Origin of the sequence: Pedobacter jejuensis (assembly GCF_003725795.1) — a bacterium.
In the GTDB taxonomy this organism is placed as follows: Bacteria; Bacteroidota; Bacteroidia; order Sphingobacteriales; family Sphingobacteriaceae; genus Pedobacter; species Pedobacter jejuensis.
In genome coordinates this window covers 126,357-148,997 of sequence record NZ_RBEE01000042.1, presented here as the reverse complement: position 1 = coordinate 148,997, position 22,641 = coordinate 126,357, and the positions used below count along the sequence as shown (strand labels likewise).

Genomic DNA, 22,641 nt, shown 5'->3' with positions numbered 1-22,641 from the left:
AATTAAACACCTACAAATCAGAATCGTTTTAGAATTATAATTTCAGTTTAATTCCAGCGTTAAAAGTTCTGCCTTCGGTATGTGTCCAAATGTCATCAAAGGTTGGGTTGTTATGTGAACCATTAACAACGCTTTTGTATTTGCTTTGCCTTGTATCTGTAAAGTTTTCAGCGTTTATAAAGATGGAAATTTTACCAAATACTTTTTCGGCCATAAAGCCAAATTCCCAGTAAGATGGCGTCTGAAAATTATTGTATAAATACTGTCTGTCCGTAAAATAACCTTCTAACCCAAGTTTAAAATTTCTTTCTTTTTCGTAAAGTAAAGCAAGATTTAATCTGTTTTTAGGTAACAGCCGAATGTCTTGGATAACAGGCAAATAGTCTGCTTTTGCATTGGTAAAGGTGTATCCGGCAAAAAGCTTAAAGTATTCTTTAAAGATAATTTTTGCATTACTTTCAAAACCCAAACTGTTTACCGGAAATGAGGTGTTAGTAAAGAAAAAGTTAGCATTTGCATCCTGCAACAGAATTGTTGAATTGCTTATTCGGGTATAAAAAAACATTTGATTTAAGCTTATCAACCAATCTTCTCCAATATTGGTTTTAAAATTCACATCTGCAGTTCCGCCATAACTTTTCTCTGATTGTACACCATTCAACGGTAATAAATTTTGGTATTGAAATGTTTCAGTTTGTTCGGTAAAGAGGGTTGGTGTTTTATAACCAAGACCACCGCCTATCCTCGAACTCCACTTATCGCTAAATTTATATAAAGCAGAAACCCGTGGTAAAACAAAAAAGTCTGTGTTTTTATACAAACTGTTAAAATAATTTACCAGGTCAGTTCTAATGCCGCTTTCTAGTTTTAGTTTTTCTGTTGCATCCCAAGTATGTTGAAAGTATAAGCCTGCAGTTTTAGTTTTAAAACTTTTCGATAGTGATTGTTTTTCATCTCTAAAATCATCATAAACCAAGTTTCCGCCAAATATTAGGCTTTGGTTTTTAATATTTTTTAAGTAGCTAATATCGGTGTAAGCGTTATAATTATTGCCTTTAAAAGTATAATCAGGTATACCAATATTTCTTTTGAAGTAATTAAAACTAGTTTTTACCCGAAACAAATCTCGTTCATCTAATTTCAAACTATAATCCAGCGTGGAAGTATTTCTAATCGTTTTGTTGTTTTCGAAATAAGTATGTTCTGCTGATTTACCATCTCTAATCAAGAAAATATCGCCTCCAGTTCTATCACTTGTGGTGAAAGCATTGCCGATAATTAACGTTGTTCTTTCATTTGGATAGAGGAAAAGTTTAGGATGAATGGTAAAATCCTTGGATTTTGGAAGTTCTGTAAAATCATCTTTATCTACATCATAAGGCTTTTGAAAGTTTGCCAATGCGAGTAAACTGTAGCCTACTTTCTTATTTCTGCTCATTGCAAAGCCTCCAATGTTGGTTTGCCCAACGTTAGATTGATTAACGATAAAATTATAATCTGCTTTTTCTCTTGGCGTTCGGGAAATAAAATTTACCACCCCAGCAATTGCACCCGCACCATAAAGCGTAGATGCCGGGCCTTTTATAATTTCAACCTGACTTAAATCCAAAGGTGGTATTTCGAGAATACTCAAGCCATTTGCAAAGTTGCCAAAACTAGCGTACCCATCTTTTAGAAGCTGTGTATATCTGCCGTCTAATCCCTGTATTCTAATGCTGGCGTTACCGCTAGTAGCCGATGTTTGTTGAACAGAAATCCCGGTACTTTCATGCAAAATCATAGAAACATTTGCAGGTCGCATATTGCTTTTTTCATCAATCTCTTCCAGTTCTATTGTTTCTACACGTGTTGGCGTATTTTGAATTGTTCTGCTTGTTCTGGTCGATGAAATGATAACTTCTTCAAGTTCATCTTCAGATGGTGTTAATAATATTTCTAAAGCTGTTTGTTGATTTACAGGAAAAGTAACGGTAACTGTTTTTTCATTGTATCCAATATTATTAATCTTAATGGTTTGTTTTCCATCGGGTATGTTTGTTAATGTTGCTACACCAATTTCATTTGAAATTGCTTTTACAGAGGAACCGATTATACTTATTGTTGCTCCCTGCAAAGCCAATTTGTTTTCTTCTGATTTGATTACAACTTTAAAAATTTTTTGTGCGTAAGTAGTTGATGTGCATAGAAATACACATAAAATTAAAAGTAATTTTTGCATTTAAATTTTTTTGAAAATGAAATATTTTATACTGCGAAAACAGTAATGATTATGAATTATCCGAAAATATTCATTTCCATTTTGGGCGGTTGCCAGATAGTATCTAAATAATCAGAAGCAAATGAATTAATATACTCTGGCGAGTTTTGACTCATTTTTTCTGATTTAACAATATTTATTTTAGAAGATTTTAGGCTAAATACCAAAGGTTGTCCACAACAATTGCAGGTGCAAAGTGGAGAACAATTATCTGCAATGGCGTGATTTTTATTTTGTTCTATTGAAATAGAATCCTGTAGTTTATCCGCACTAACAAAATCTGTAAAATCCTCGCAAGACATGCAAGACATTACAATTAAGCAGATATTTAAAAAACTGGTTAAAATTTTCATTAGTTCTGCAAATGTACAAACTCTTTATTAAAATTTTGGAATCAACCTGTTAAACCTTATGATTATATATTCCTGGCGGTTGTTTCTTTAAACTTAATTGCGGTAAACAAAATATAAGTGTTTGTGTTGTTTAAATAAATGAAATAACCAAGTAATGCAGATATCACTTAATAACAGCCAAATTTTGGAACAATCGCCATCAACTTTCTGGTTATCTGCAAACAAAATTTCTATTTCAAAACTCAAATCAAAGGATAAAGAAACTTTTAAAGCCTTTTACAAGTATTACGCACCAGCAATTTATGGTACTATTTCACGCATTCTTAACGATAAAAGTAAATGTGATTTAATATTAGAAAAGACTTTTTCTCAAGCTTGGGAAACCATATCTACATTTGATGAAAGTAAATGTAAAATGTTTACCTGGCTTAATAGAATTGCTATTAAATTGACATCCAACATTTAGCTTTCATTTGTACTAAAAGAATCTTTCAAGCTAAACTTGAATCTTTCCCGAACAAATTCTAAAACAATAACCCCAACTCTTTTCTGTACCTTTGCATTAGAAATAAGCACACAGCTTGTTTAATTAATCCATATCACATTGGCTCAAAAAGAAAATACTCGCTCAGAAAAAAGCGAGTTACACCCACGCAACAAACATCGTTCGCGTTACAATTTCAAACAACTTATCGGTTCATCAAAAGAATTAAAACGTTTCGTTTTTAAAAATGATCACGACGATGATTCTATAGATTTTGCAGATCAAAATGCTGTAAAGGCTTTGAATAAAGCTTTATTAAAGCACTTTTATAACATACCTCAATGGGATATTCCTAAAGATTATCTTTGCCCACCAATACCGGGAAGAGCGGATTACATTCATTATGTAGCTGATTTATTAGGTTCAAGCAATAAAGGTAAATTACCAAAGGGAAACACAATAAAAGTTTTAGATATTGGTGTTGGTGCAAATTGTATTTATCCAATTATTGGTCACCAGGAATATGGATGGAACTTTGTTGGCTCTGAAATAGATCCACTTTCTGTCGAATCTGCAAAGCGTATTATCGATGCTAACAAACCATTGCAAGATGCAGTAGAAATTCGATTACAACCATCAAAAATGGGTATTTTTAGAGGTGTTGTTGGTGCAAAAGAACGATTTGATGTAACCATCTGCAACCCACCTTTTCATGCATCTTTAAAAGAAGCAGAACAGGGTACACGGCAAAAATGGCGCAACTTAGGCGGTGCCGAAAAGGAAGTAAAGCATGTTTTAAACTTTGGTGGAAACAAAGCAGAACTTTGGTGCCCAGGTGGTGAACGTGCCTTTGTTGAACAAATGATTATTCAAAGTGCACAAATTGCCAATCAGTGTTTGTGGTTTACATCATTAGTTTCTAAAAGCGCAAACCTAAAAAGCATTTACAGTGCTTTAATTAAAGCAAAAGCTTTCGAAGTTACAACGGTTCAAATGTCTCAAGGACAAAAAGTTAGTCGGTTTGTAGCATGGACATTCCAAGACGAAGCCGCACAAGCTGAATGGGCTAAAAGTTGGAAGGTTGAACCAAAAATAAAAACTGAAGATAAAAGTATTTAAACTTATCATACTGAAGTAAAAGAAAGATTGACATTTGTAAAAAAAACACTTTTAATTATTACTCCTCTGATATTCTTACAGGATTTCCTTAAAAAGATTCTATTGCAAATCAGGGTTGAAGTAGCCATTAGCCAATTCGTTACATTTTCCTGAAAAAATGGGCTAAATAATCTATTTTTAGGTTTGACTTTCCAGTCAATAATATTAGCTTTGCACAAAAAAATATTGATACATGAGCGTTTTAGTAAATAAAGATTCTAAGGTTATCGTTCAGGGTTTTACCGGAAACGAAGGAACTTACCATGCTGAGCAAATGCTTGCATACGGTACAAACGTAGTTGGTGGTGTAACGCCTGGCAAAGGTGGGCAATTGCATTTAGATAAGCCTGTTTTTAATACTGTTAAAGATGCTGTTGATAAAACAGGAGCAAATGTATCTATCATTTTTGTGCCACCTGCTTTTGCTGCTGATGCAATTATGGAAGCTGCTGAAGGTGGTATTAAAGTTATTGTTTGTATTACTGAAGGTATCCCTACAAAGGACATGATTCAGGTTAAAGAATATATTTCAGACCGTGATGTTACCCTGATTGGCCCTAACTGCCCAGGTGTAATTACTGCTGATGAAGCTAAAATTGGTATCATGCCAGGCTTTATCTTCAAAAAAGGTCATGTAGGCGTAGTTTCAAAATCAGGAACTTTAACTTACGAGGCGGTTGACCAAGTTGTTAAGGCTGGTTTAGGCATTACAACGGCTATCGGTATTGGTGGTGACCCAATTATTGGTACACCAACTGTTGAAGCGGTTAAATTATTAATGAACGACCCAGATACCCACGGTATCATCATGATTGGTGAGATTGGTGGTGGAATGGAAGCTGAAGCTGCTCATTGGATTAAGGAACACGGTACTAAACCTGTTGTAGGTTTTATTGCTGGTCAAACTGCTCCTCCGGGACGTAGAATGGGCCACGCGGGTGCAATTGTTGGCGGTGCTGATGATACTGCTGCTGCTAAAATGAAAATCATGCGTGAGTGTGGTATTCGTGTAGTAGAAAGTCCTGCTGAAATTGGTGCTGCAATGGCAGAAGAATTAGCAAAATAAAATTTTTATTTTCTAGATAAATGAAAGCGTTTCGATTATTTCGAGACGCTTTTTTGTTTTTTTGTCACTTTATTCTTTAGTTGGCACGGAAACTCAGAAAGCACGTAAATGAATAAAATGGAAAAATTAGAAATTTCTAAAATTAATATTTTGCCATTTTATCGCTGTATTGCTTGTACGACACGTTTTGCTGAATTTATTTCAGCATCTTTCCTGCAAATAAACCTTGAAATAAATTCAGGGTGACGGTAAATAAAAAATGTAGCTTGTTGATCTGAAGGATAATTAATAAACGAACACAGGTTATTGGCAAAAACATATCTTTTTATCATCCCTTTGTAAACACTCCTACAAACCTTTAAACCTCCAAACCAAATCAAAATCTATAGCGTATATTGATTTATGAAAACGATGTTAAATAAACTATTTTTGATTTCAGCGGTTGTTATAGTAACTGGTTTATCCGCTTGTGCTCAAAAGCAAGAGAAGAAAGAAACCAAGCAATCGCAATCAACAGAAAAAATTACACCAAAGAATAAGATGAACTGGAATCCATTAACACCCGAAGAAGAAAGAGTAATTGTAAATAAAGGAACAGAATATCCTGGTACTGGTAAATATGAACTTACAACTGATAATGGAACTTATACTTGTAAACGTTGTAATGCCGCGTTATATCGCTCAGAAAGTAAGTTTGATGCGCATTGCGGATGGCCTGCTTTTGATGATGAAATCAAAGGTGCCGTTAAACGTATTCCTGATGCAGATGGATCTCGTACAGAAATCGTTTGTTCTAACTGCGGAGCGCACTTAGGTCACGTATTTTTGGGTGAGGGATTCACAAATAAAGACACACGTCATTGCGTAAATTCAATTTCTATGAATTTCGTGCCTGACAAAAAATAAGTTGAGTAAGGATGGGTTAGGTAGAGGCGTACGGCGTAAGTTGTACGCCTTTTTTGTTGCTTGGAATTTAAAAACTAATTATTTAGTTTTGTTGTAAGTCAATAAATTTACTACGAATGAAAAAGGGTATTCTGCTAATTTTTGTGTTTTTAAATATCACAGTTTTTGCCTTTGCGCAAGATGATTACAAACAGCTAGTTTCTCAAGCAGAGAGATTGTATAAATCAAAAGATTATATAAAATCTAAGGATGCTTACTTGTTGGCTTTTGAAAAAGAGCGAAATAATAAAACTGATTTATACAATGCTGCTTGTGCGGCTGCACTTGCAGGCGATAGGTTAAATGCATTTAAATTGTTAAATCTTAGTATCGATGCGGGGTGGATTAATATCGAACATTTTAAAAAGGATTCAGACCTAATTTCTTTACATAGCTTGCCTGAGTGGGAAAAAGTTGTATCTAAGTTACATGTTCGTATAAACCAAATTGAAACAAATTATAATAAGGAAGCAAAAGCAGCGCTAGAGGAAGTGTATAAAACGGATCAGGGTATAAGAGTAGAATATATTGCCGCGCAAAAGAAAGAAGGTTATCAAAGTAAAAAGGTGGACAGTTTAAGCAAACTGATGATTTATCATGATAGCTTGAATACGATCACCGTTACCAAGATTTTGGATAAATACGGTTGGCTGGGCGAAGATAAAGTTGGAAACCAAAGTAATACTTTGTTCTTGGTTATTCAGCATTCTGATTTAGTCATTCAACAAAAGTATTTACCGATTATGCGTATTGCAGTTAAAAATGGTAAAGCAAAACCAAGCGCATTGGCATTATTGGAAGATAGGGTAGCTTTAAGCGAAGGAAAAAAGCAAATTTACGGTAGCCAAATAAGAACAAATCCTAAAGAGAATATGGCTTATGTTTTACCACTTTTAGATCCTGATAATGTAGATAAAAGGCGAGCATCTGTTGGTTTAGGATCTTTGGCAGAATACGTTAGACAATGGGGTATTGTTTGGAATGTTGAGGAATATAAAAATCAATTACCTCTTTACGAAAAATGGGAAAAAAATTAGAAACGATAGTATACGATTGTCCAATACATGAGTGATTTATTTAGCGCTAAAATGTGCGTTTTTTCCACAATTTATTGATTATAAACTAAATGCTTATATTTGCAGGCTCGATAAATAAATTTTAGCCTATGAAATATGTTCTGTTATTAAGTTTTTGTTTCTTGTTTTTACAAGGTAAAGCACAAAATTCTGATGCATCAAATGAGCCCGATAGTGTTAAAAAATCAGTTCTGGCTACATATTACCACCGAAAATTCGAAGGTCGACGAACCACTAGCGGCGCCAAATACAGAGCAAAAAAATTAACAGCAGCACATCGCACTTTACCATTTGGTACCATGATTACGGTAACCAATCCCGATAATGGAAAATCAGTCCAAGTTAAGGTAAATGATAGGGGTCCATTCTCCAAAAAATTGGCGATAGATTTATCAGAAAGCGCTGCTAAACAGATAGGTATCTACAGTAAAGGCGTTGCTAGAGTAAAGCTAAGTTACAGCCTGGAGTAATACTTCTTTTAGCTCTATTTCGTAGTTATTATACACCTCAAATTTAAGTTATTAACACTCATTTTGGTTTCGTAAACGCTTAAAAAGAAATGATTAGCTTTTTTTTCGCTCTAAAATGAGATTTAGCTGATGCATTTATCCACCAAAAACATGGCAGTGTTAACAACTTTGGTTCGCAAAAAGTACCACTCGTCTATATATTTGTTTAACAAAGTTCTTTAACTTTCTTCGCTTTAAAACAAATACAAAAGCTTAATTTTTAGGAGTTTACAACAGCATTTCTCTAATGCTGATGAAATTTTTCCTAACTAAAAACTAAGTTGTTCATGAGGCGATGGGGTTAGCACTTTCACTACAGCGTTTTGATAAAAACAATACAATCATCATACAAAATTGATGGATGCGTGGTTTCGTCGGCTCTGTGCAAAATGAAGATTAAAAAAAATCAGCGTATGGAACAGGAATTATTACTACAAGAAAATAAAGACAGATTTGTGCTTTTGCCGATAAAATATCCGGCAATTTGGGAAATGTATAAAAAAACCGAAGCTAGTTTTTGGACCGCTGAGGAAATTGACCTTTCTGATGACCAAAAGCACTGGGATAATTTAAATGATGGTGAAAGACATTTCATCTCTCATATCCTTGCTTTCTTTTCTGCTAGTGATGGTATTGTTAACGAAAACCTTGCTGTAAACTTCATGAGTGAAGTGCAATTACCAGAAGCTCGTTGTTTTTATGGTTTCCAGATTATGATGGAAAACATCCACGCCGAAACTTACGCACTTTTAATTGATACTTACATTAAAGATCCGGAAGAAAAAGACCGTTTATTCCACGCCATTGATACTGTTCCGGCAGTAAAAAGAAAAGCGGAATGGGCTTTACGCTGGATTGAAAACGGAAGTTTTGCTGAACGTTTAGTGGCCTTTGCTGCGGTTGAAGGTATTTTCTTCAGCGGAAGTTTCTGTTCTATTTTCTGGTTAAAGAAACGTGGTTTAATGCCAGGATTGACCTTCAGTAATGAGTTAATCTCCAGAGATGAAGGTTCTCATTGCGAGTTTGCTTGTTTATTATACAGCATGTTGAGTAATAAATTAAGTGAAGAGCAAGTTCACGGAATCATTAGTGATGCAGTTGAGATTGAAAAAGAATTTATTACGGATGCTTTACCGGTTGCTTTAATTGGTATGAATGCAAAATTAATGAGTCAGTACATCGAATTTGTAGCCGATAGATGGTTACAGGAATTGGGTTACAAAAAAATCTACAATGCAACCAATCCATTCGATTTTATGGAAATGATTTCATTGCAAGGAAAAACTAACTTCTTCGAGAAACGTGTTGGCGATTATCAAAAAAGTGGCGTTTTAACCTCTGCTGATAATAACAAACAAGCGTTTTCTTTAGACGAAGACTTTTAATTAGAATTTTAAATTAATGCATGATAGTATGAGTGAATGCTCATGCCATCATCACAAAATAAATAAAATATTACTAGCTAGTTTGAACGGTTGAAAGGAATTCCATTTAACTATTCAAAACTCACTCATTCACTCATAACAAATTAAATCTCATAAATTATGTTCGTACTAAAAAGAGATGGCCGCAAAGAAGCGGTGCAATTTGACAAAATCACAGCTCGTATTCAAAAGTTGTGTTATAGTTTAAATTCAGACCTTGTAGACCCAATCGATGTTGCCAAGAAGGTAATCGAAGGTTTATACGATGGTGTAACCACATCAGAGTTGGATAACCTTGCGGCAGAAACTGCGGCATCGTTAACGACAAAACATCCTGATTATGCTTTGTTGGCGTCGCGTATCGCGGTTTCTAACTTGCATAAAAACACCATCAAGTCATTCTCGGGTACGATGAAAATGTTGTACGAATATTTCGACCCGAAAGCGCAGAAAGCAGCACCGCTTATTGCTGATGATGTTTATGAGATTATTGAAAAAAACAAAGATATTTTAGATAGTTCTATCATTTACGACCGCGATTTCGGTTTCGATTATTTTGGTTTCAAAACACTGGAAAAATCATATCTACTGAAAGTTAATGGTCAGATTGTAGAGCGTCCTCAGCATTTATTCATGCGTGTTTCTGTTGGTATCCATAAAGAAGATATCGAAAGCGCAATTAAAACATATAACTTAATGAGCGAGCGTTGGTTTACACATGCCACGCCAACATTGTTTAATGCTGCTACACCAAAACCTCAAATGTCGTCTTGTTTCTTGTTAACCATGCAAGATGATAGCATCGAAGGAATTTATGATACCTTAAAACAAACTGCTAAAATCTCTCAGAGTGCTGGTGGTATTGGCTTAAGCATTCACAACATTCGTGCAACTGGTTCGTATATCGGTGGTACAAATGGTACAAGTAATGGTATTATTCCAATGTTACGTGTATTTAATGATACTGCTCGTTACGTTGACCAAGGTGGAGGTAAACGTAAAGGTGCTTTCGCAATTTATTTAGAGCCTTGGCATGCAGATGTTTTCGAATTCTTAGACTTGCGTAAAAACCATGGTAAAGAAGAGATGCGTGCCCGTGATTTATTTTATGCCCTTTGGATAAACGATTTGTTTATGCAACGTGTGAAAGATAATGGCGAATGGACTTTATTCTGTCCGCATGAGGCACCAGGTTTAGCTGATTGTTTTGGTGCTGAGTTCGAAGCTTTATACACTAAATATGAAGCTGAAGGTCGCGGTAGAAAAACCATTAAAGCACAAGAATTGTGGTTTGCTATTTTAGATTCGCAAATTGAAACCGGTACACCATACATGTTGTTTAAAGATGCAGCGAACAGCAAATCTAACCAACAAAATTTAGGTACCATTAAGAGCTCTAACCTGTGTACCGAGATTATCGAATATACTTCTAAAGATGAAGTTGCGGTTTGTAATCTGGCATCATTGGCATTACCTCGCTTTGTAATAAACGGTCAATTCGACCACCAAAAATTATATGATGTAACGTATCAGGCTACTTTAAACCTGAATAAAATCATCGACCATAACTATTACCCGGTTGTTGAGGCAGAAAACTCAAATATGCGCCACCGTCCGGTTGGCTTGGGTGTACAGGGTTTAGCTGATGCATTTATTTTATTGCGTTTACCTTTCGAAAGCGATGAGGCAAAACGTTTAAATAAAGATATTTTCGAAACGATTTATTTCGCATCGATGACGGCTTCACACGATTTAGCTGTGAAAAACGGTGCTTACCAAACTTTCAAAGGTTCTCCATTATCAAAAGGTAAATTCCAGTTTGATTTATGGAACGTAACGCCAGATAGCGGACGTTGGGATTGGGATGCTTTGCGTAAGAAAGTTGTTAAAGATGGCGTGTATAATTCACTTTTAGTTGCACCGATGCCAACGGCATCTACTTCTCAAATTTTGGGTAATAACGAATGTTTCGAGCCATACACATCTAACATTTACACTCGCCGTGTATTAAGTGGCGAATTTGTGGTGGTAAATAAACACTTGCTGAAAGATTTAGTATCGTTGGGCTTATGGAACAATGATATGAAAAACCAAATCATTTTGGCTAATGGTTCTGTTCAAGGTATCGATGCCATTCCAAATTATATTAAAGAATTGTACAAAACGGTTTGGGAAATTAAGATGCGTAACATCATCGATATGGCTGCAGACCGTGGTGCTTACATCTGCCAATCGCAATCTTTAAACTTGTTTATCAATGCACCAAATACTTCAAAATTAACTTCAATGCACTTTTATGCATGGGAGAAAGGTTTGAAAACCGGTATGTACTACCTACGTACTCAGGCAGCATCGCAAGCAGTTAAATTTACAGTAGAAAACCAAGGCGGTAAAGCAATTGAGGCTGTAATTCCTGCAACTATTCCACAAGACCAAGTTGCCGAAGAAATTGTAGATGGACCAGTTTGTTCGATGGAAGAAGGTTGTATTAGCTGTTCAGGTTAAAATAAAATAAGGATTAAGGAGCAAGGATAAAAGACTAGAGCGAAAGCCAATAACTCGCCGTCATTGCGAGGCAGGGTTTGAGCGAGCCGAAGCAATCTCTTTTTCTTTGACAAAACCTGAATTTACATATTCAAAATTAAGTAAGGTTTTGGGCAAACGCTCAAAACCTTATTTTTTGTCATTACTTTTGCCTTTAGTATAATAGTTCATTAGTAATTGGTTCACTAGTTCGTGTGCCAAACACTAATGAACAAATGACCATTGAACCAATGAACCACACTTTAAAACATAGCAAACACGAAATCATTCCCTGCGAAAGATGCGGAACAGCTATTGAATGCAAAGCAAATTCTTACACTAAATGTCAATGCAGTGTGGTGCAACTCAGTATCAATGAAGTACAATATATATCTGAATTGTATGATGGTTGCTTATGTGCAAAATGTCTTTTTGAGTTGCAGCAAGAATATCGGGAAGATATTGGGGTGTAATAATAAACCGTTGGCTGAAGCCAAACGGCAATGAATTACAATTTGTCTATTTTGCTAGATGAAATAAAAGGGTAATGAATGAAATATGGCTATATTCCTTGGCTGAAGCCAAACGGCAATGAATTATAATTTGTCTATTTTGCTGGATGAAATAAAAGGGTAATGAATGAAATATGGCTATATTCATTGGCTAAAGCCAAATGGCAATGAAATGCGATAGGGCGACTTGTTATTTATTCATTGCAGGCTGCTTTAGCTGCCTGTGCAAATAATGATTATTGTATATTGGCTTTAGCCAAATTTATAATCTTGCAACTTCAAATAGAAGCAAAAAATTCCCCGAATTAAACGGGATAGAAGTGACAGCCTCCGATTTTTCATCGGAGCTAAAACGGATAGCCCGACTATCAATAATCAAAGCTACTGTCATTGCTTTTCAATTCAATTTGAGCAATACACTATAAAACTATGCAGTACAGAATGCTACTACAATAGCTTCCCAAATCACAACTTAAACAATCTCTCTTCCTTTCTAGCCTCAACCTTTTTACATAACTTTGCAACCTAATTTAGAATGACAGAATTTAGAATGATTGAGTGCTTTGCAAATTCTCTCACTCTATCATTCTCTTATCCAATAATTTTAAGAAATGAAGAAAGTTAAAGTTGGCTTGGTGCAGATGAGCTGTACAAAAGATAAGCAGGAAAATTTAGATAAAGCGATTGCGAAAGTAAGAGAGGCGGCGGCAAAAGGTGCGCAAATTGTGTGTTTGCAGGAGCTTTTTACTTCTTTGTATTTCTGCGATGTGGAAGATTACGATAATTTTGATTTAGCAGAAGCAATTCCTGGTCCATCGACTGATGCTTTGCAAGTAGTTGCGAAAGAGTTGGGCGTGGTAATTATTGCCTCTTTATTTGAGAAACGTGCTGAAGGTTTATACCATAATACCACGGCTGTTTTAGATGCAGATGGTTCTTATTTGGGTAAATACCGCAAAATGCATATCCCTGATGACCCGGCTTTCTACGAAAAATTCTACTTCACACCAGGTGATTTGGGCTACAAAGTTTTTGAAACGAAGTTTGCTAAAATCGGTATTTTAATTTGTTGGGATCAATGGTACCCTGAAGCATCTCGTATTACAGCATTGATGGGAGCGGATATTATGTTTTATCCAACGGCAATTGGCTGGGCAACCGACCAGGATGAAGAAACAAATCAAGACCAATATAATGCGTGGCAGACTATTCAGCGTTCGCATTCAGTTGCGAATGGAGTCCCCGTGGTAAGTGTAAATAGGGTGGGTTTTGAACAAGATGGAGCCATGAAATTTTGGGGCGGAAGTTTTGCGACAAATGCACAAGGGAAATTGCTTTATTTGGCATCTCACGATAATGAAGAAACAGGAGTGGTTGAACTGGATTTAGACCAAAGCGACTTTATGCGGAAACATTGGCCATTTTTGAGAGATAGAAGAATTGATTCTTACCAGCCGATTACGAAAAGATATATTGATGGTGATTAGTTATTAGTCCGAAGACCGAAGTCAGGAGTTTTAGTGCCTTTGGCATAAAGCTAAAAATTAGTATATTCATAATTAAATGAATTAACCTCTGATTAAATGGCTTTCAAATTTGAAAAACTTAAAGTCTGGCAAAAAGCTTTAGACCTGGCAGATGAGATTGATAAAATGACTAAAACCTTTCTAAAGGAAGAAGTTTATGTTTTGACATCTCAAGTCAAACGTGCTGCTGATTCCATCTCGATGAATATTGCAGAAGGAAGTACAGGGCAAAGTAACCTAGAGTTTAAGAAATTTCTACGCTACTCACTAAGGTCGGATGTTGAAGTTGTTAATTGTCTACATTTGGCAAAAGACGTGGCTATATTAGTGAGGACATTTTTAAGAAACATTATCAATCGTGCGAAGAAATTCTAATAATGATTTCTGCCCTAATAAAATCTTTAGATTAACAGCCACTAAATAAAACAAAATATCTTCCGATTTTGGACTTAATTTTAAAACTTAATATCTTCTGACTTCGTGCCTCCGACTTCAGACTTATTCTAAAACTTAATATCTTCCGACTTCGGACTTCCGACCTCGGACTTTTTTAAAAAACATATGTCAAATTTCCCTCCAAGAAAAGAACTAAATATCAATCAATTCGATTATTCTCCAAAGCAACAAGGTTATGCTTTCCCTGCTGAATGGGCGAGGCATGAAGCAACCTGGTTAAGTTGGCCGCATAAAGAGGCCAGTTGGCCAGATAAAATTGAAACGATTTACGAACCTTATTGTCAGTTTATTAAAACCGTTGCTGAAGGAGAAAAAGTTCGCATCAATGTGAAAGATGAAGAAATGAAAGCTTTCGCGGTTTCTGAATTAGCAAAAGTTGATGCAGATTTAAGCCAGATTGAATTTTATTTCAATGAAACCAATGACGCCTGGTGCCGAGACCATGGTCCGGCTTTCTTGCTAAAAGAAAATGAAAAGGCTGTGGTAGATTGGGGTTACAATGCCTGGGGTGGAAAATATCCTCCTTTTGATTTGGATGATGTATTACCTACAAAAATTGCAAAGCATTTTGATTTACCCTTATTCTTACCTGATATCGTGATGGAAGGTGGTTCGGTAGAATTTAATGGCGCTGGAACAATTTTAACTACAACAGCTTGTTTGTTGAATGAGAATCGTAATCCACATTTAAATAAAGAGCAGATTGAAAAATACTTATTGGAGTATTACGGGCAGGAACAGGTTTTGTGGTTAGGTGATGGAATAGTGGGTGATGATACGGATGGCCACATCGACGATATTACACGATTTGTAAATGAAGATACCGTTTTAACGGTGGTAGAAAGTAACCCATTGGATGAAAATTACATCCTATTGCAAGAGAATTTGGCCGCTTTAAAAGTAATGAAATTGAAGGATGGAAGACCACTAAAGATTGTGGAATTACCGATGCCTTCACCAGTAATTCATGAAGATACACGTTTGCCGGCATCTTATGCGAATTTTTACATCGCAAATTCTGCCGTGATTGTCCCGATTTTTGATGATGTTAACGATCAAAAAGCTTTAGATATTATTCAAGGTTGTTTCCCGGATAGAAAGGTAGTTGGAATTAATTCTGTGGATATTATTTGGGGACTGGGCAGTTTTCATTGTTTGAGCCAGCAAGAACCAGCGGTTTAATTAGGTGTTTTACTTACGACCTGTCATCCTGAGCTTGTCGAAGGACAATTAAGAGTGTTTCGACAGGCTCAACATGACAAGGCGTAAATAGGAGTGGTGGAGAAAAGGCTTTATCAAAAAGAATTTTTAGTAACTTCACTTTATCTAAATATATAACTGGCTACAATTCATAATTACTTTGTTTACATCTTAGAATGTATAGATAAAAGTTATTATGTAGGAGTAACTAATGATTTGGATGTAAGAATACAACAGCACGCTAATGGGGAAAATATATCTTCCTATACATTTACACGAAGGTCTGTCGTATTAAAATATTATAAAAGATTTGGCCAAATTGAACATGCTATAGAGTTTGAGAAACAAATTAAAGGCTGGAGTAGAAAGAAAAAGGAAGCTCTGTTTTCCGAAGATTGGGATGAAATTGTTAGATTATCAAATTTTAAAAAAGAAGAATAGATAATATATTTGAAGAAGGTTGATAAAAGTCTTCGACAAGCTCAGACTGACAACAACAATCAGGCTGAAAAACAACAAAAATTATAAATGAAATTACTAGAAGGAAAAACAGCATTAATTACTGGCGCATCGAAAGGTATTGGCCGTAAAATAGCTGAAAAATTTGCTGAGCAAGGCGCTAATGTAGCATTCACATATTTATCATCGATAGAAAAAGGTGAGGCGTTGGAGCAAGAATTACAAAGTTTCGGTACGAAAGTTAAAGGTTATCGTTCTGATGCATCAAAATTTGCTGAAGCAGAGCAATTAATAAATGACGTAGTTGCAGAATTTGGAACGATTGATATTGTGGTGAACAATGCTGGGATTACCAAAGATGGTTTGTTAATGCGCATGAGTGAAGAAAACTGGGATGATGTCATAAACATCAACCTAAAATCTATTTTCAACATAACTAAAGCAGCCTCAAAAGTGATGATGAAAGCTCGCAAAGGTGTTTTTATTAACATGAGTTCGGTTGTTGGTGTTACCGGTAATGCAGGACAAGCAAACTACGCAGCATCAAAAGCTGGTATAATCGGTTTCACAAAATCTGTTGCTAAAGAGTTGGGTTCGAGAAACATTCGTGCTAATGTTGTAGCTCCAGGTTTCATTCGTACGGAAATGACAGAGGTTTTAGACCCTGCAGTTGTTGCTGGTTGGGAAAAAGATATTCCATTAAAACGTGCCGGTGAAACAGAGGATATTGCAAATGTTTGTGTGTTTTTAGCATCAGATATGAGCGCTTATGTAACCGGACAAACTTTGTCTGTTTGTGGTGGAATGCTATAATTTAGGCTGAAAGCTTAAAGACCAAAAATAAAAAGCTTACAACCTACTAGCAATAAAAACGCTAGTAGGTTTTCTATTTTACAACATACTTTCCTTTTACTTCTTTAATATTTACTGCGCTTTTATTTTTCTCAAAAGCCAAATATCCAGGTTGCAAGCTTTTCCAAAAGCTTAACTGTGCGGGAAATTCTTTCGTATACTTTTTCATATTTCCATCAGTCATTTTGAATGGATAAATGTTGACAGGGATTTTTTCCTGACCCGAATTTTTAGCTTCAACAGCTAAAACGTAAACTTCCTTTATCTTATCGTCCGTTAACGGGATGCAACCTACTGTTACGCAATTTCCATGAATGTAAATTTCGCCGCCTGGTTTTCTATCTTTTCCAGTTCTCGCTAAGTCAACTGAATTTGGGTAGTTTACACCTAAAGATAAATGAAAACTACTCATCGGATTGAAAACATTAATGTAGTAAAATCCTTCCGGCGTTTGTTTATCGCCTTCGATAACTTTTGGCCCTAACATGCCAGAATGCGCACAGAAATCGTAAGTTCTGAATAAAGAATAGTTTTTATCTGCTTTGCTTTTCAACCAAATTTCCAATTTTCCTTCTGCTTTGTAAGCATTTATTACCATAGAGAATTCTTTGCCGTAGCCAGCTGATTTTATAAACTTCTGTAATGTTTCCCATTTTTCCTGATAGGCATTCTCTACTCTTTCGAATTTAATTTGAGATGCTTTGAAGTTGTTTTGGGCATTGGCCATAAGACTTAAGAATAGCAGAAACGATAAGCAGAATAATTTCATGAAATTTGGTTTGGTTAAAGCTAAATAAATTAACGATTTAACCGCAAAGGTCGCGAAGATTTTCTAATCGCTGAATCTCAAAGAACGCTAAGCTGGGTTTTTTAAATTATGCTTTTGATTTTGTGCTTCATGGATAAAAAGTTAAACTTGGCTTTTCTTTGCGTAAATTCTTTGTGTTCTTTTCGGTTAAATAAATTAACGATTTAACCGCAAAGGTCGCGAAGATTTTCTAAATACTAAGTCGCAAAGAACGCTAAGCTGGTTTTTTAAGAAGGGTGCCTTTATCATATGTCCACTAAACTAAAAACTTAACTTGGCTTTTCTTTGCGTAAATTCGTTGTGTTCTTGCGGTTAAATAAATTAACGATTTAACCGCAAAAGTCTTGAAGATTTTCTAAATACTAAGTCGCAAAGAACGCTAAGATAGGTTTTTAAGAAGGGTGCCTTTATTCTATGTCCACTAAACTAAAAACTTAACTTGGCTTTTCTTTGCGTAAATTCTTTATGGTCTTTGCGGTTAAATAACTGGAAAAGTTCCTCAAAATTAGCATCTTTATAAAATATGAATGGCTTTTTTGCTGGTACTTCTATTTTGTATTTTCTGGGTTGCCTTGCGCTAGGTGTTTTATATTCATGGTTGCTTTATCTCGGAAATAGAAATCTTGATAAACAGTTAAGATATGGATTGGCCGCCATCAGAATGGTTGCTGTTACCGCAATAGCATGGCTTTTATTCGCTCCACTAATCAAGACTCTAAATTATACATTAGATAAGCCTGTAATCATTATTGGGCAAGATAACTCTTTATCGGTAGGGCAAGTTAAAGCCACCCGTTTCGACCAGAAACTCTATGAACAAAATTTAAAAGCATTAAAAAATAAACTTTCAGATAAATACGAAGTAAAAACCTACAATTTTGGCGATTCAGTAGCGGATGGATTTGATTTTAAAAATCAGGGAAAGTTAACAGATGCCTCAGCGTTTTTTCAGAAGGTTAAGGACGAATATGCCAATAGGAACGTCGGTGCAATTGTTCTGGCTACTGATGGTATTTTCAATCATGGTGGCAATCCATTGTACAGCATCAATCAAATAAATGCACCGGTTTATACAATTGCTTTGGGTGATAGCATCCCTAAACGCGATGTTTTAATCTCGAATGTAAATTATAATAACATTGTTTATTTAGATGATGATTTTACCGTTGAAGTGCAGGTTCAGGCATTTCAAAGTGATAGAGAAAATACAGCGATAACGATTAGCCAGAATGGGGGGAAGGTATCACAGCAAAATATTGCCATTGATAACAACTCATTTGTTAAAACTATACCTATAAAGTTGCATGCAGGCAAAATTGGAGTTCAAAAATATACCGTTCAGCTGGCTACTGTTCCAAATGAAATTACAACAAAAAATAATTCGCAAACGTTTTATATAGAAGTTATTGATGGCAGGCAGAAAGTTTTGCTGGCTGGAGTTTCGCCACATCCAGATTTGGGTGTTCTTAAAGAAGCGATTTCACTTAATAAACATTATGAAGCAAAACTTGCTCTTGCTGATGATTTAAATTCGACTGAGCCTTCAAAGTATGATTTAATTGTGCTTTACCAATTGCCTGATGCGCAGGATATTTCATCTGCATTTTTGCAAAAGGTAATCGCTTCAAAGAAACCGATTTGGTATATTTTGGGCGCTCAAAGTGGTGTAAATGCCTTTAATCAAATTCAAAATCAGGTTAATTTAAGTTCTGCAAATGGTTCCATTCAAGAAGTTTATCCAGATTTTGCCAATGGATTTACGAGTTTCAGCTTATCAGAAGAAGATAAAAAGACCTTTTCTACTTTCGACCCTCTGCTAACTCCATTTGGTAGGTTGACAGTTAATGCAAGTGCTACACCAGTTTTTAATCAGCGTATTGGCAAGATAAGTACGCAGCAACCACTTCTGTTTTTTACCAATGATAATGGTGTAAAAGCTGGATATTTAATGGGAGAAGGTTTGTGGCGTTGGAAACTATCTGAAGCCGAAAATGAAGTCGAACAATCGAGCTTGAATGATTTGATTTCCAAAACAGTTCAATACCTTTCCGTAAAAGATGATAAGAGAAGATTTAAGGTTTTCACTTCTAAATCTGCTTACGATGAAAATGAATCTATTCAGTTTAATGCTACACTGTATAATGAAAGCTATCAGGCTGTAAATGACCCTGAAGTGAATTTGCAAGTTAAAAATGAGGCAGGTAAATTATTCAATTATACGTTCTCGAAAACCGAAAATGCCTATCAACTTGATGCCGGAACCATGACGGCAGGAAATTATGCTTACACCGCAAATACAACATTAGGTGGAAAGAAATTTATAGCGTCTGGTAGTTTTTACATTAATGCTTTAATTGCTGAATACCAGCAAACCACAGCCAACCATCAATTGTTAAACGCCATTTCTAAACAAAGCAATGGTAAACTTTTTATGCCACAAGATTTATTGAAAATTGCCGATGAAATCTTGAAAAATGAAAACATTAAAACCATCAGTTACGAAGACCGCAAATACGATGAACTGATTAACATGAAATGGCTATTCGGTTTAATTTTGGTTTTGCTAAGTGTAGAATGGTTTTTTAGAAAACGAAATGGAGAACTCTAGTAGATGTAAAATGTTTTGATGTAAAATGGATGATGTTAGAGGTATGATGTAGTTTGATGTAAAATGTTTTGATGTAATATGGATAGTGTGAGATGTATGGCGTAAGAGGAAAAATGTTAGATTCTTTTAATCTACTCCTAAATCCTGCCTTATCCTAAAATCCTAAAAATCCTATTCCAAAATCCTGTTCTAAAAATCTTCTTCTAGTCTTTCTTTTCTTCATGAATAATCACAAAAACATCTTCATTATCTTTTTTCATGAAATATTTTTCGCGGGCAAACTTTTCAGCTGTATTTAGATTGGTATTCAGTTCGTTTAAATCCTTTTTAACCTGAGCAGTTTCTTTCTCGAAATATTCCTTTTCTTCTTGTAATTTGTTCGCTTGGCTGCGGTATTCGTATTGCGACATCATATCGTTTTTATCGAAAAACAGCATCCACATGGCAAAAGCAACTGTTGCCAGAAAATATTTATTGCGGAAAAGGTCTATTAAACGTTTCATAATTTTCTCGAAAAAATCGTCATTGCGATGTACGAAGCAATCTCAAAGCAATAGATTTCTATCCATAAGACAATAGTATGAATTTATCATGCCTCGCAATGACGTAAATGTATAAAAAAACATCCGAAGATTTAAAATCTCCGGATGTTCTACAAATAAGTTTTTCAACTTGTTAACATTAAAGCAACTGTCATGTTGAGCTTGTCCAAACAGTTGTAGAAGAGTTCTTCGACAAGCTCAGAATGACAAACTGGTTTATTTCTTCGCGTATTTGAAGTTTTTACCAATGAAACGGGCATTTTCGCCTAACTCTTCTTCAATACGTAGTAACTGATTGTATTTTGCAATTCTATCTGAACGAGATGCCGAACCCGTTTTAATCTGTCCGCAGTTTAAAGCAACAGCTAAATCAGCAATCGTAACATCCTCAGTTTCGCCAGAACGGTGACTCATCACTGAAGTATAACCATTTGTTTGTGCTAATGATACCGCATTAATGGTTTCCGTTAACGAACCAATCTGGTTTACCTTAACCAAAATTGAGTTTGCAATTTCTTCGTCAATACCACGTTGTAAACGCGTAACATTGGTTACAAACAAATCATCACCAACCAATTGAACTTTGTCTCCAACTTTATCAGTTAAAGCTTTCCAACCCGTCCAATCATTTTCATCCATTCCGTCCTCAATCGAAATAATTGGATATTTTACAGATAAATCAGCTAAATATTGCGCTTGCTCTTCACTAGTACGAATGGCACCTTTTTCGCCTTCAAATTTGGTATAATCGTATTTGCCATCTTTGTAAAACTCAGATGATGCACAATCTAATGCTAAATAAATATCAGAACCTGGCTTGTAACCTGCTTTTTCAATCGCTTTTAAAACCGTTTCAATCGCATCTTCTGTACCATCAAAAGTAGGAGCAAAGCCACCTTCGTCACCAACAGTTGTAGTTAAACCTCTATCATGTAAAATACCTTTTAATGTATGGAAAACTTCAGTTCCCCAACGTAAAGCCTCAGCAAATGATGGTGCACCTACTGGCATAATCATAAATTCCTGGAAAGCAATTGGCGCATCAGAGTGAGAACCACCGTTAATGATGTTCATCATCGGAATTGGCAAAGTATTCGCATTTACACCACCAATGTAACGGTATAAAGGCTGGCCAATTTCATCGGCTGCCGCTTTTGCTGCCGCTAAAGAAACACCTAAAATTGCGTTAGCACCTAAATTACCTTTGTTTTCGGTAGCATCAAGGTCTAACATTAATTTATCAATTGTATTTTGTTCGAAAACATCAATACCTCTTAAAGCATCAGCAATTTTAGTATTTACATTTTCTACAGCTTTTAAAACGCCTTTACCTAAATATGTAGATTTATCTCCATCGCGTAACTCAACCGCTTCGTGTTGACCAGTAGATGCACCACTTGGTACCGCTGCACGCCCGAAAGCGCCTGCTTCTGTTACTACTTCTACTTCTAAAGTTGGGTTGCCTCTCGAATCGAGAATTTGTCTGGCATGGACATTAACAATTATGCTCATTTTATTTAATTTTATTGATTTTTTAACCTGCTTAGTGTATAAAATACAATTACTAAGCCTAACACCAAAGTTAATATATTTTTTAAATAAATAAAGCGTTTAGGCTGTTAATGTTACCTTAGTTATTCAAGTTTAATCAGTAGTTGATTTTAAATTAATATTGGAGTTTTTGGAAAGTAGTCATAGCTGTTCTTAGGTTTAATTGAATTTGGATGAAAGGAAGGTTTGTCAATTCTTAAGTTAGCAAATCAAGTTTAATTATTATTCATATTGATTTTTTTTGGAAAGCAATTGCAGTAGTTCTTCGGGTAAAGCAGTCCCGCTCATATCTTTATATTTATTAAATAATCAGAAAAAGGGAGGCAAGTTGT

At 35.4% G+C, this 22,641-nt stretch carries 21 protein-coding genes; 16 read left to right on the top strand and 5 right to left on the bottom strand.

Annotated features, from left to right (window positions below):
- Window positions 1-34: 34 nt before the first annotated feature.
- Together D7004_RS15265 and D7004_RS15260 are read right to left on the bottom strand one after the other, a co-directional pair.
- On the bottom strand, window positions 35-2,218 hold the full coding sequence (locus D7004_RS15265) for a TonB-dependent receptor (RefSeq protein ID WP_123206703.1): 2,184 nt from the start codon (window positions 2,216-2,218) through the stop codon (window positions 35-37).
- Between the two features lie 56 nt (window positions 2,219-2,274).
- Window positions 2,275-2,610: a hypothetical protein gene (locus tag D7004_RS15260; protein ID WP_123206702.1), complete on the bottom strand. Its 336-nt coding sequence runs from the start codon at window positions 2,608-2,610 to the stop codon at window positions 2,275-2,277.
- A gap of 154 nt (window positions 2,611-2,764) precedes the next feature.
- On the opposite strand from D7004_RS15260, the gene D7004_RS15255 reads away from it, so the two are divergent.
- The 15 genes from D7004_RS15255 (at window position 2,765) to fabG (ending at window position 16,761) form a co-directional block, all read left to right on the top strand.
- Window positions 2,765-3,076, top strand: a complete 312-nt coding sequence (locus tag D7004_RS15255) for a sigma factor (protein WP_123206701.1) — start codon at window positions 2,765-2,767, stop codon at window positions 3,074-3,076.
- 138 nt (window positions 3,077-3,214) lie between these two features.
- Window positions 3,215-4,213 (top strand): 23S rRNA (adenine(1618)-N(6))-methyltransferase RlmF, encoded by a 999-nt coding sequence (gene rlmF, locus D7004_RS15250; protein WP_123206700.1) that lies wholly within the window; start codon window positions 3,215-3,217, stop codon window positions 4,211-4,213.
- A 232-nt stretch (window positions 4,214-4,445) separates the two neighbouring features.
- A complete protein-coding gene (gene sucD, locus D7004_RS15245) occupies window positions 4,446-5,318 on the top strand; it encodes a succinate--CoA ligase subunit alpha (RefSeq protein WP_123206699.1) in 873 nt (290 codons plus the stop codon).
- A 117-nt stretch (window positions 5,319-5,435) separates the two neighbouring features.
- Window positions 5,436-5,564: a hypothetical protein gene (locus tag D7004_RS21170; protein WP_279634765.1), complete on the top strand. Its 129-nt coding sequence runs from the start codon at window positions 5,436-5,438 to the stop codon at window positions 5,562-5,564.
- A gap of 156 nt (window positions 5,565-5,720) precedes the next feature.
- On the top strand, window positions 5,721-6,224 hold the full coding sequence (locus D7004_RS15240; RefSeq protein WP_123206698.1) for a methionine-R-sulfoxide reductase: 504 nt from the start codon (window positions 5,721-5,723) through the stop codon (window positions 6,222-6,224).
- 116 nt (window positions 6,225-6,340) lie between these two features.
- Window positions 6,341-7,300 (top strand): DUF6624 domain-containing protein, encoded by a 960-nt coding sequence (locus tag D7004_RS15235; RefSeq protein WP_123206697.1) that lies wholly within the window; start codon window positions 6,341-6,343, stop codon window positions 7,298-7,300.
- 128 nt (window positions 7,301-7,428) lie between these two features.
- On the top strand, window positions 7,429-7,809 hold the full coding sequence (locus tag D7004_RS15230) for a septal ring lytic transglycosylase RlpA family protein (RefSeq protein ID WP_123206696.1): 381 nt from the start codon (window positions 7,429-7,431) through the stop codon (window positions 7,807-7,809).
- A gap of 452 nt (window positions 7,810-8,261) precedes the next feature.
- On the top strand, window positions 8,262-9,233 hold the full coding sequence (locus D7004_RS15225; protein ID WP_123206950.1) for a ribonucleoside-diphosphate reductase small subunit: 972 nt from the start codon (window positions 8,262-8,264) through the stop codon (window positions 9,231-9,233).
- 159 nt (window positions 9,234-9,392) lie between these two features.
- The gene (locus D7004_RS15220; RefSeq protein WP_123206695.1) at window positions 9,393-11,777 is read left to right on the top strand and encodes a ribonucleoside-diphosphate reductase subunit alpha; all 2,385 of its coding nucleotides are present in this window, start codon (window positions 9,393-9,395) and stop codon (window positions 11,775-11,777) included.
- 254 nt (window positions 11,778-12,031) lie between these two features.
- Entirely contained in the window at window positions 12,032-12,268 is a 237-nt protein-coding gene (locus tag D7004_RS15215; RefSeq protein WP_341867680.1) for a cysteine-rich CWC family protein, read from the top strand.
- Window positions 12,269-12,918: 650 nt separating this feature from the next.
- The gene (locus tag D7004_RS15210) at window positions 12,919-13,794 is read left to right on the top strand and encodes a carbon-nitrogen hydrolase (RefSeq protein ID WP_123206694.1); all 876 of its coding nucleotides are present in this window, start codon (window positions 12,919-12,921) and stop codon (window positions 13,792-13,794) included.
- Window positions 13,795-13,890: 96 nt separating this feature from the next.
- A complete protein-coding gene (locus tag D7004_RS15205) occupies window positions 13,891-14,208 on the top strand; it encodes a four helix bundle protein (protein ID WP_244214354.1) in 318 nt (105 codons plus the stop codon).
- Window positions 14,209-14,394: 186 nt separating this feature from the next.
- Complete coding sequence (locus tag D7004_RS15200; protein ID WP_123206693.1) at window positions 14,395-15,471, top strand: agmatine deiminase family protein; 1,077 nt, start codon at window positions 14,395-14,397, stop codon at window positions 15,469-15,471.
- Between the two features lie 156 nt (window positions 15,472-15,627).
- Complete coding sequence (locus D7004_RS15195) at window positions 15,628-15,930, top strand: GIY-YIG nuclease family protein (RefSeq protein WP_341867682.1); 303 nt, start codon at window positions 15,628-15,630, stop codon at window positions 15,928-15,930.
- Window positions 15,931-16,017: 87 nt separating this feature from the next.
- Window positions 16,018-16,761, top strand: a complete 744-nt coding sequence (gene fabG / locus D7004_RS15190; RefSeq protein ID WP_123206691.1) for a 3-oxoacyl-[acyl-carrier-protein] reductase — start codon at window positions 16,018-16,020, stop codon at window positions 16,759-16,761.
- A gap of 73 nt (window positions 16,762-16,834) precedes the next feature.
- Here fabG and D7004_RS15185 read toward each other — a convergent pair whose 3' ends face one another.
- The gene (locus D7004_RS15185; protein ID WP_123206690.1) at window positions 16,835-17,569 is read right to left on the bottom strand and encodes a L,D-transpeptidase family protein; all 735 of its coding nucleotides are present in this window, start codon (window positions 17,567-17,569) and stop codon (window positions 16,835-16,837) included.
- Window positions 17,570-18,131: 562 nt separating this feature from the next.
- Here D7004_RS15185 and D7004_RS15180 point away from each other — a divergent pair.
- Window positions 18,132-20,216 (top strand): hypothetical protein, encoded by a 2,085-nt coding sequence (locus tag D7004_RS15180; RefSeq protein WP_123206689.1) that lies wholly within the window; start codon window positions 18,132-18,134, stop codon window positions 20,214-20,216.
- A gap of 203 nt (window positions 20,217-20,419) precedes the next feature.
- On the opposite strand, the gene D7004_RS15175 is transcribed toward D7004_RS15180, so the two are convergent.
- Both D7004_RS15175 and eno read right to left on the bottom strand, forming a co-directional pair.
- Window positions 20,420-20,719, bottom strand: coding sequence for an FtsB family cell division protein (locus tag D7004_RS15175; protein ID WP_109931233.1), 300 nt, complete (start codon window positions 20,717-20,719; stop codon window positions 20,420-20,422).
- Window positions 20,720-20,974: 255 nt separating this feature from the next.
- Window positions 20,975-22,270 (bottom strand): phosphopyruvate hydratase, encoded by a 1,296-nt coding sequence (gene eno, locus D7004_RS15170; RefSeq protein WP_123206688.1) that lies wholly within the window; start codon window positions 22,268-22,270, stop codon window positions 20,975-20,977.
- Window positions 22,271-22,641: the final 371 nt, after the last annotated feature.

Coding starts and splice junctions, on each gene's coding strand:
- D7004_RS15265 (WP_123206703.1), bottom strand. CDS start 2,218: ATGCAAAAATTACTTTTAATTTTATGTGTATTTCTATGCACATCAACT.
- D7004_RS15260 (WP_123206702.1), bottom strand. CDS start 2,610: ATGAAAATTTTAACCAGTTTTTTAAATATCTGCTTAATTGTAATGTCT.
- D7004_RS15255 (WP_123206701.1), top strand. CDS start 2,765: ATGCAGATATCACTTAATAACAGCCAAATTTTGGAACAATCGCCATCA.
- sucD (WP_123206699.1), top strand. CDS start 4,446: ATGAGCGTTTTAGTAAATAAAGATTCTAAGGTTATCGTTCAGGGTTTT.
- D7004_RS21170 (WP_279634765.1), top strand. CDS start 5,436: ATGGAAAAATTAGAAATTTCTAAAATTAATATTTTGCCATTTTATCGC.
- D7004_RS15240 (WP_123206698.1), top strand. CDS start 5,721: ATGAAAACGATGTTAAATAAACTATTTTTGATTTCAGCGGTTGTTATA.
- D7004_RS15235 (WP_123206697.1), top strand. CDS start 6,341: ATGAAAAAGGGTATTCTGCTAATTTTTGTGTTTTTAAATATCACAGTT.
- D7004_RS15230 (WP_123206696.1), top strand. CDS start 7,429: ATGAAATATGTTCTGTTATTAAGTTTTTGTTTCTTGTTTTTACAAGGT.
- D7004_RS15225 (WP_123206950.1), top strand. CDS start 8,262: ATGGAACAGGAATTATTACTACAAGAAAATAAAGACAGATTTGTGCTT.
- D7004_RS15220 (WP_123206695.1), top strand. CDS start 9,393: ATGTTCGTACTAAAAAGAGATGGCCGCAAAGAAGCGGTGCAATTTGAC.
- D7004_RS15215 (WP_341867680.1), top strand. CDS start 12,032: ATGACCATTGAACCAATGAACCACACTTTAAAACATAGCAAACACGAA.
- D7004_RS15210 (WP_123206694.1), top strand. CDS start 12,919: ATGAAGAAAGTTAAAGTTGGCTTGGTGCAGATGAGCTGTACAAAAGAT.
- D7004_RS15205 (WP_244214354.1), top strand. CDS start 13,891: ATGGCTTTCAAATTTGAAAAACTTAAAGTCTGGCAAAAAGCTTTAGAC.
- D7004_RS15200 (WP_123206693.1), top strand. CDS start 14,395: ATGTCAAATTTCCCTCCAAGAAAAGAACTAAATATCAATCAATTCGAT.
- fabG (WP_123206691.1), top strand. CDS start 16,018: ATGAAATTACTAGAAGGAAAAACAGCATTAATTACTGGCGCATCGAAA.
- D7004_RS15185 (WP_123206690.1), bottom strand. CDS start 17,569: ATGAAATTATTCTGCTTATCGTTTCTGCTATTCTTAAGTCTTATGGCC.
- D7004_RS15180 (WP_123206689.1), top strand. CDS start 18,132: ATGAATGGCTTTTTTGCTGGTACTTCTATTTTGTATTTTCTGGGTTGC.
- D7004_RS15175 (WP_109931233.1), bottom strand. CDS start 20,719: ATGAAACGTTTAATAGACCTTTTCCGCAATAAATATTTTCTGGCAACA.
- eno (WP_123206688.1), bottom strand. CDS start 22,270: ATGAGCATAATTGTTAATGTCCATGCCAGACAAATTCTCGATTCGAGA.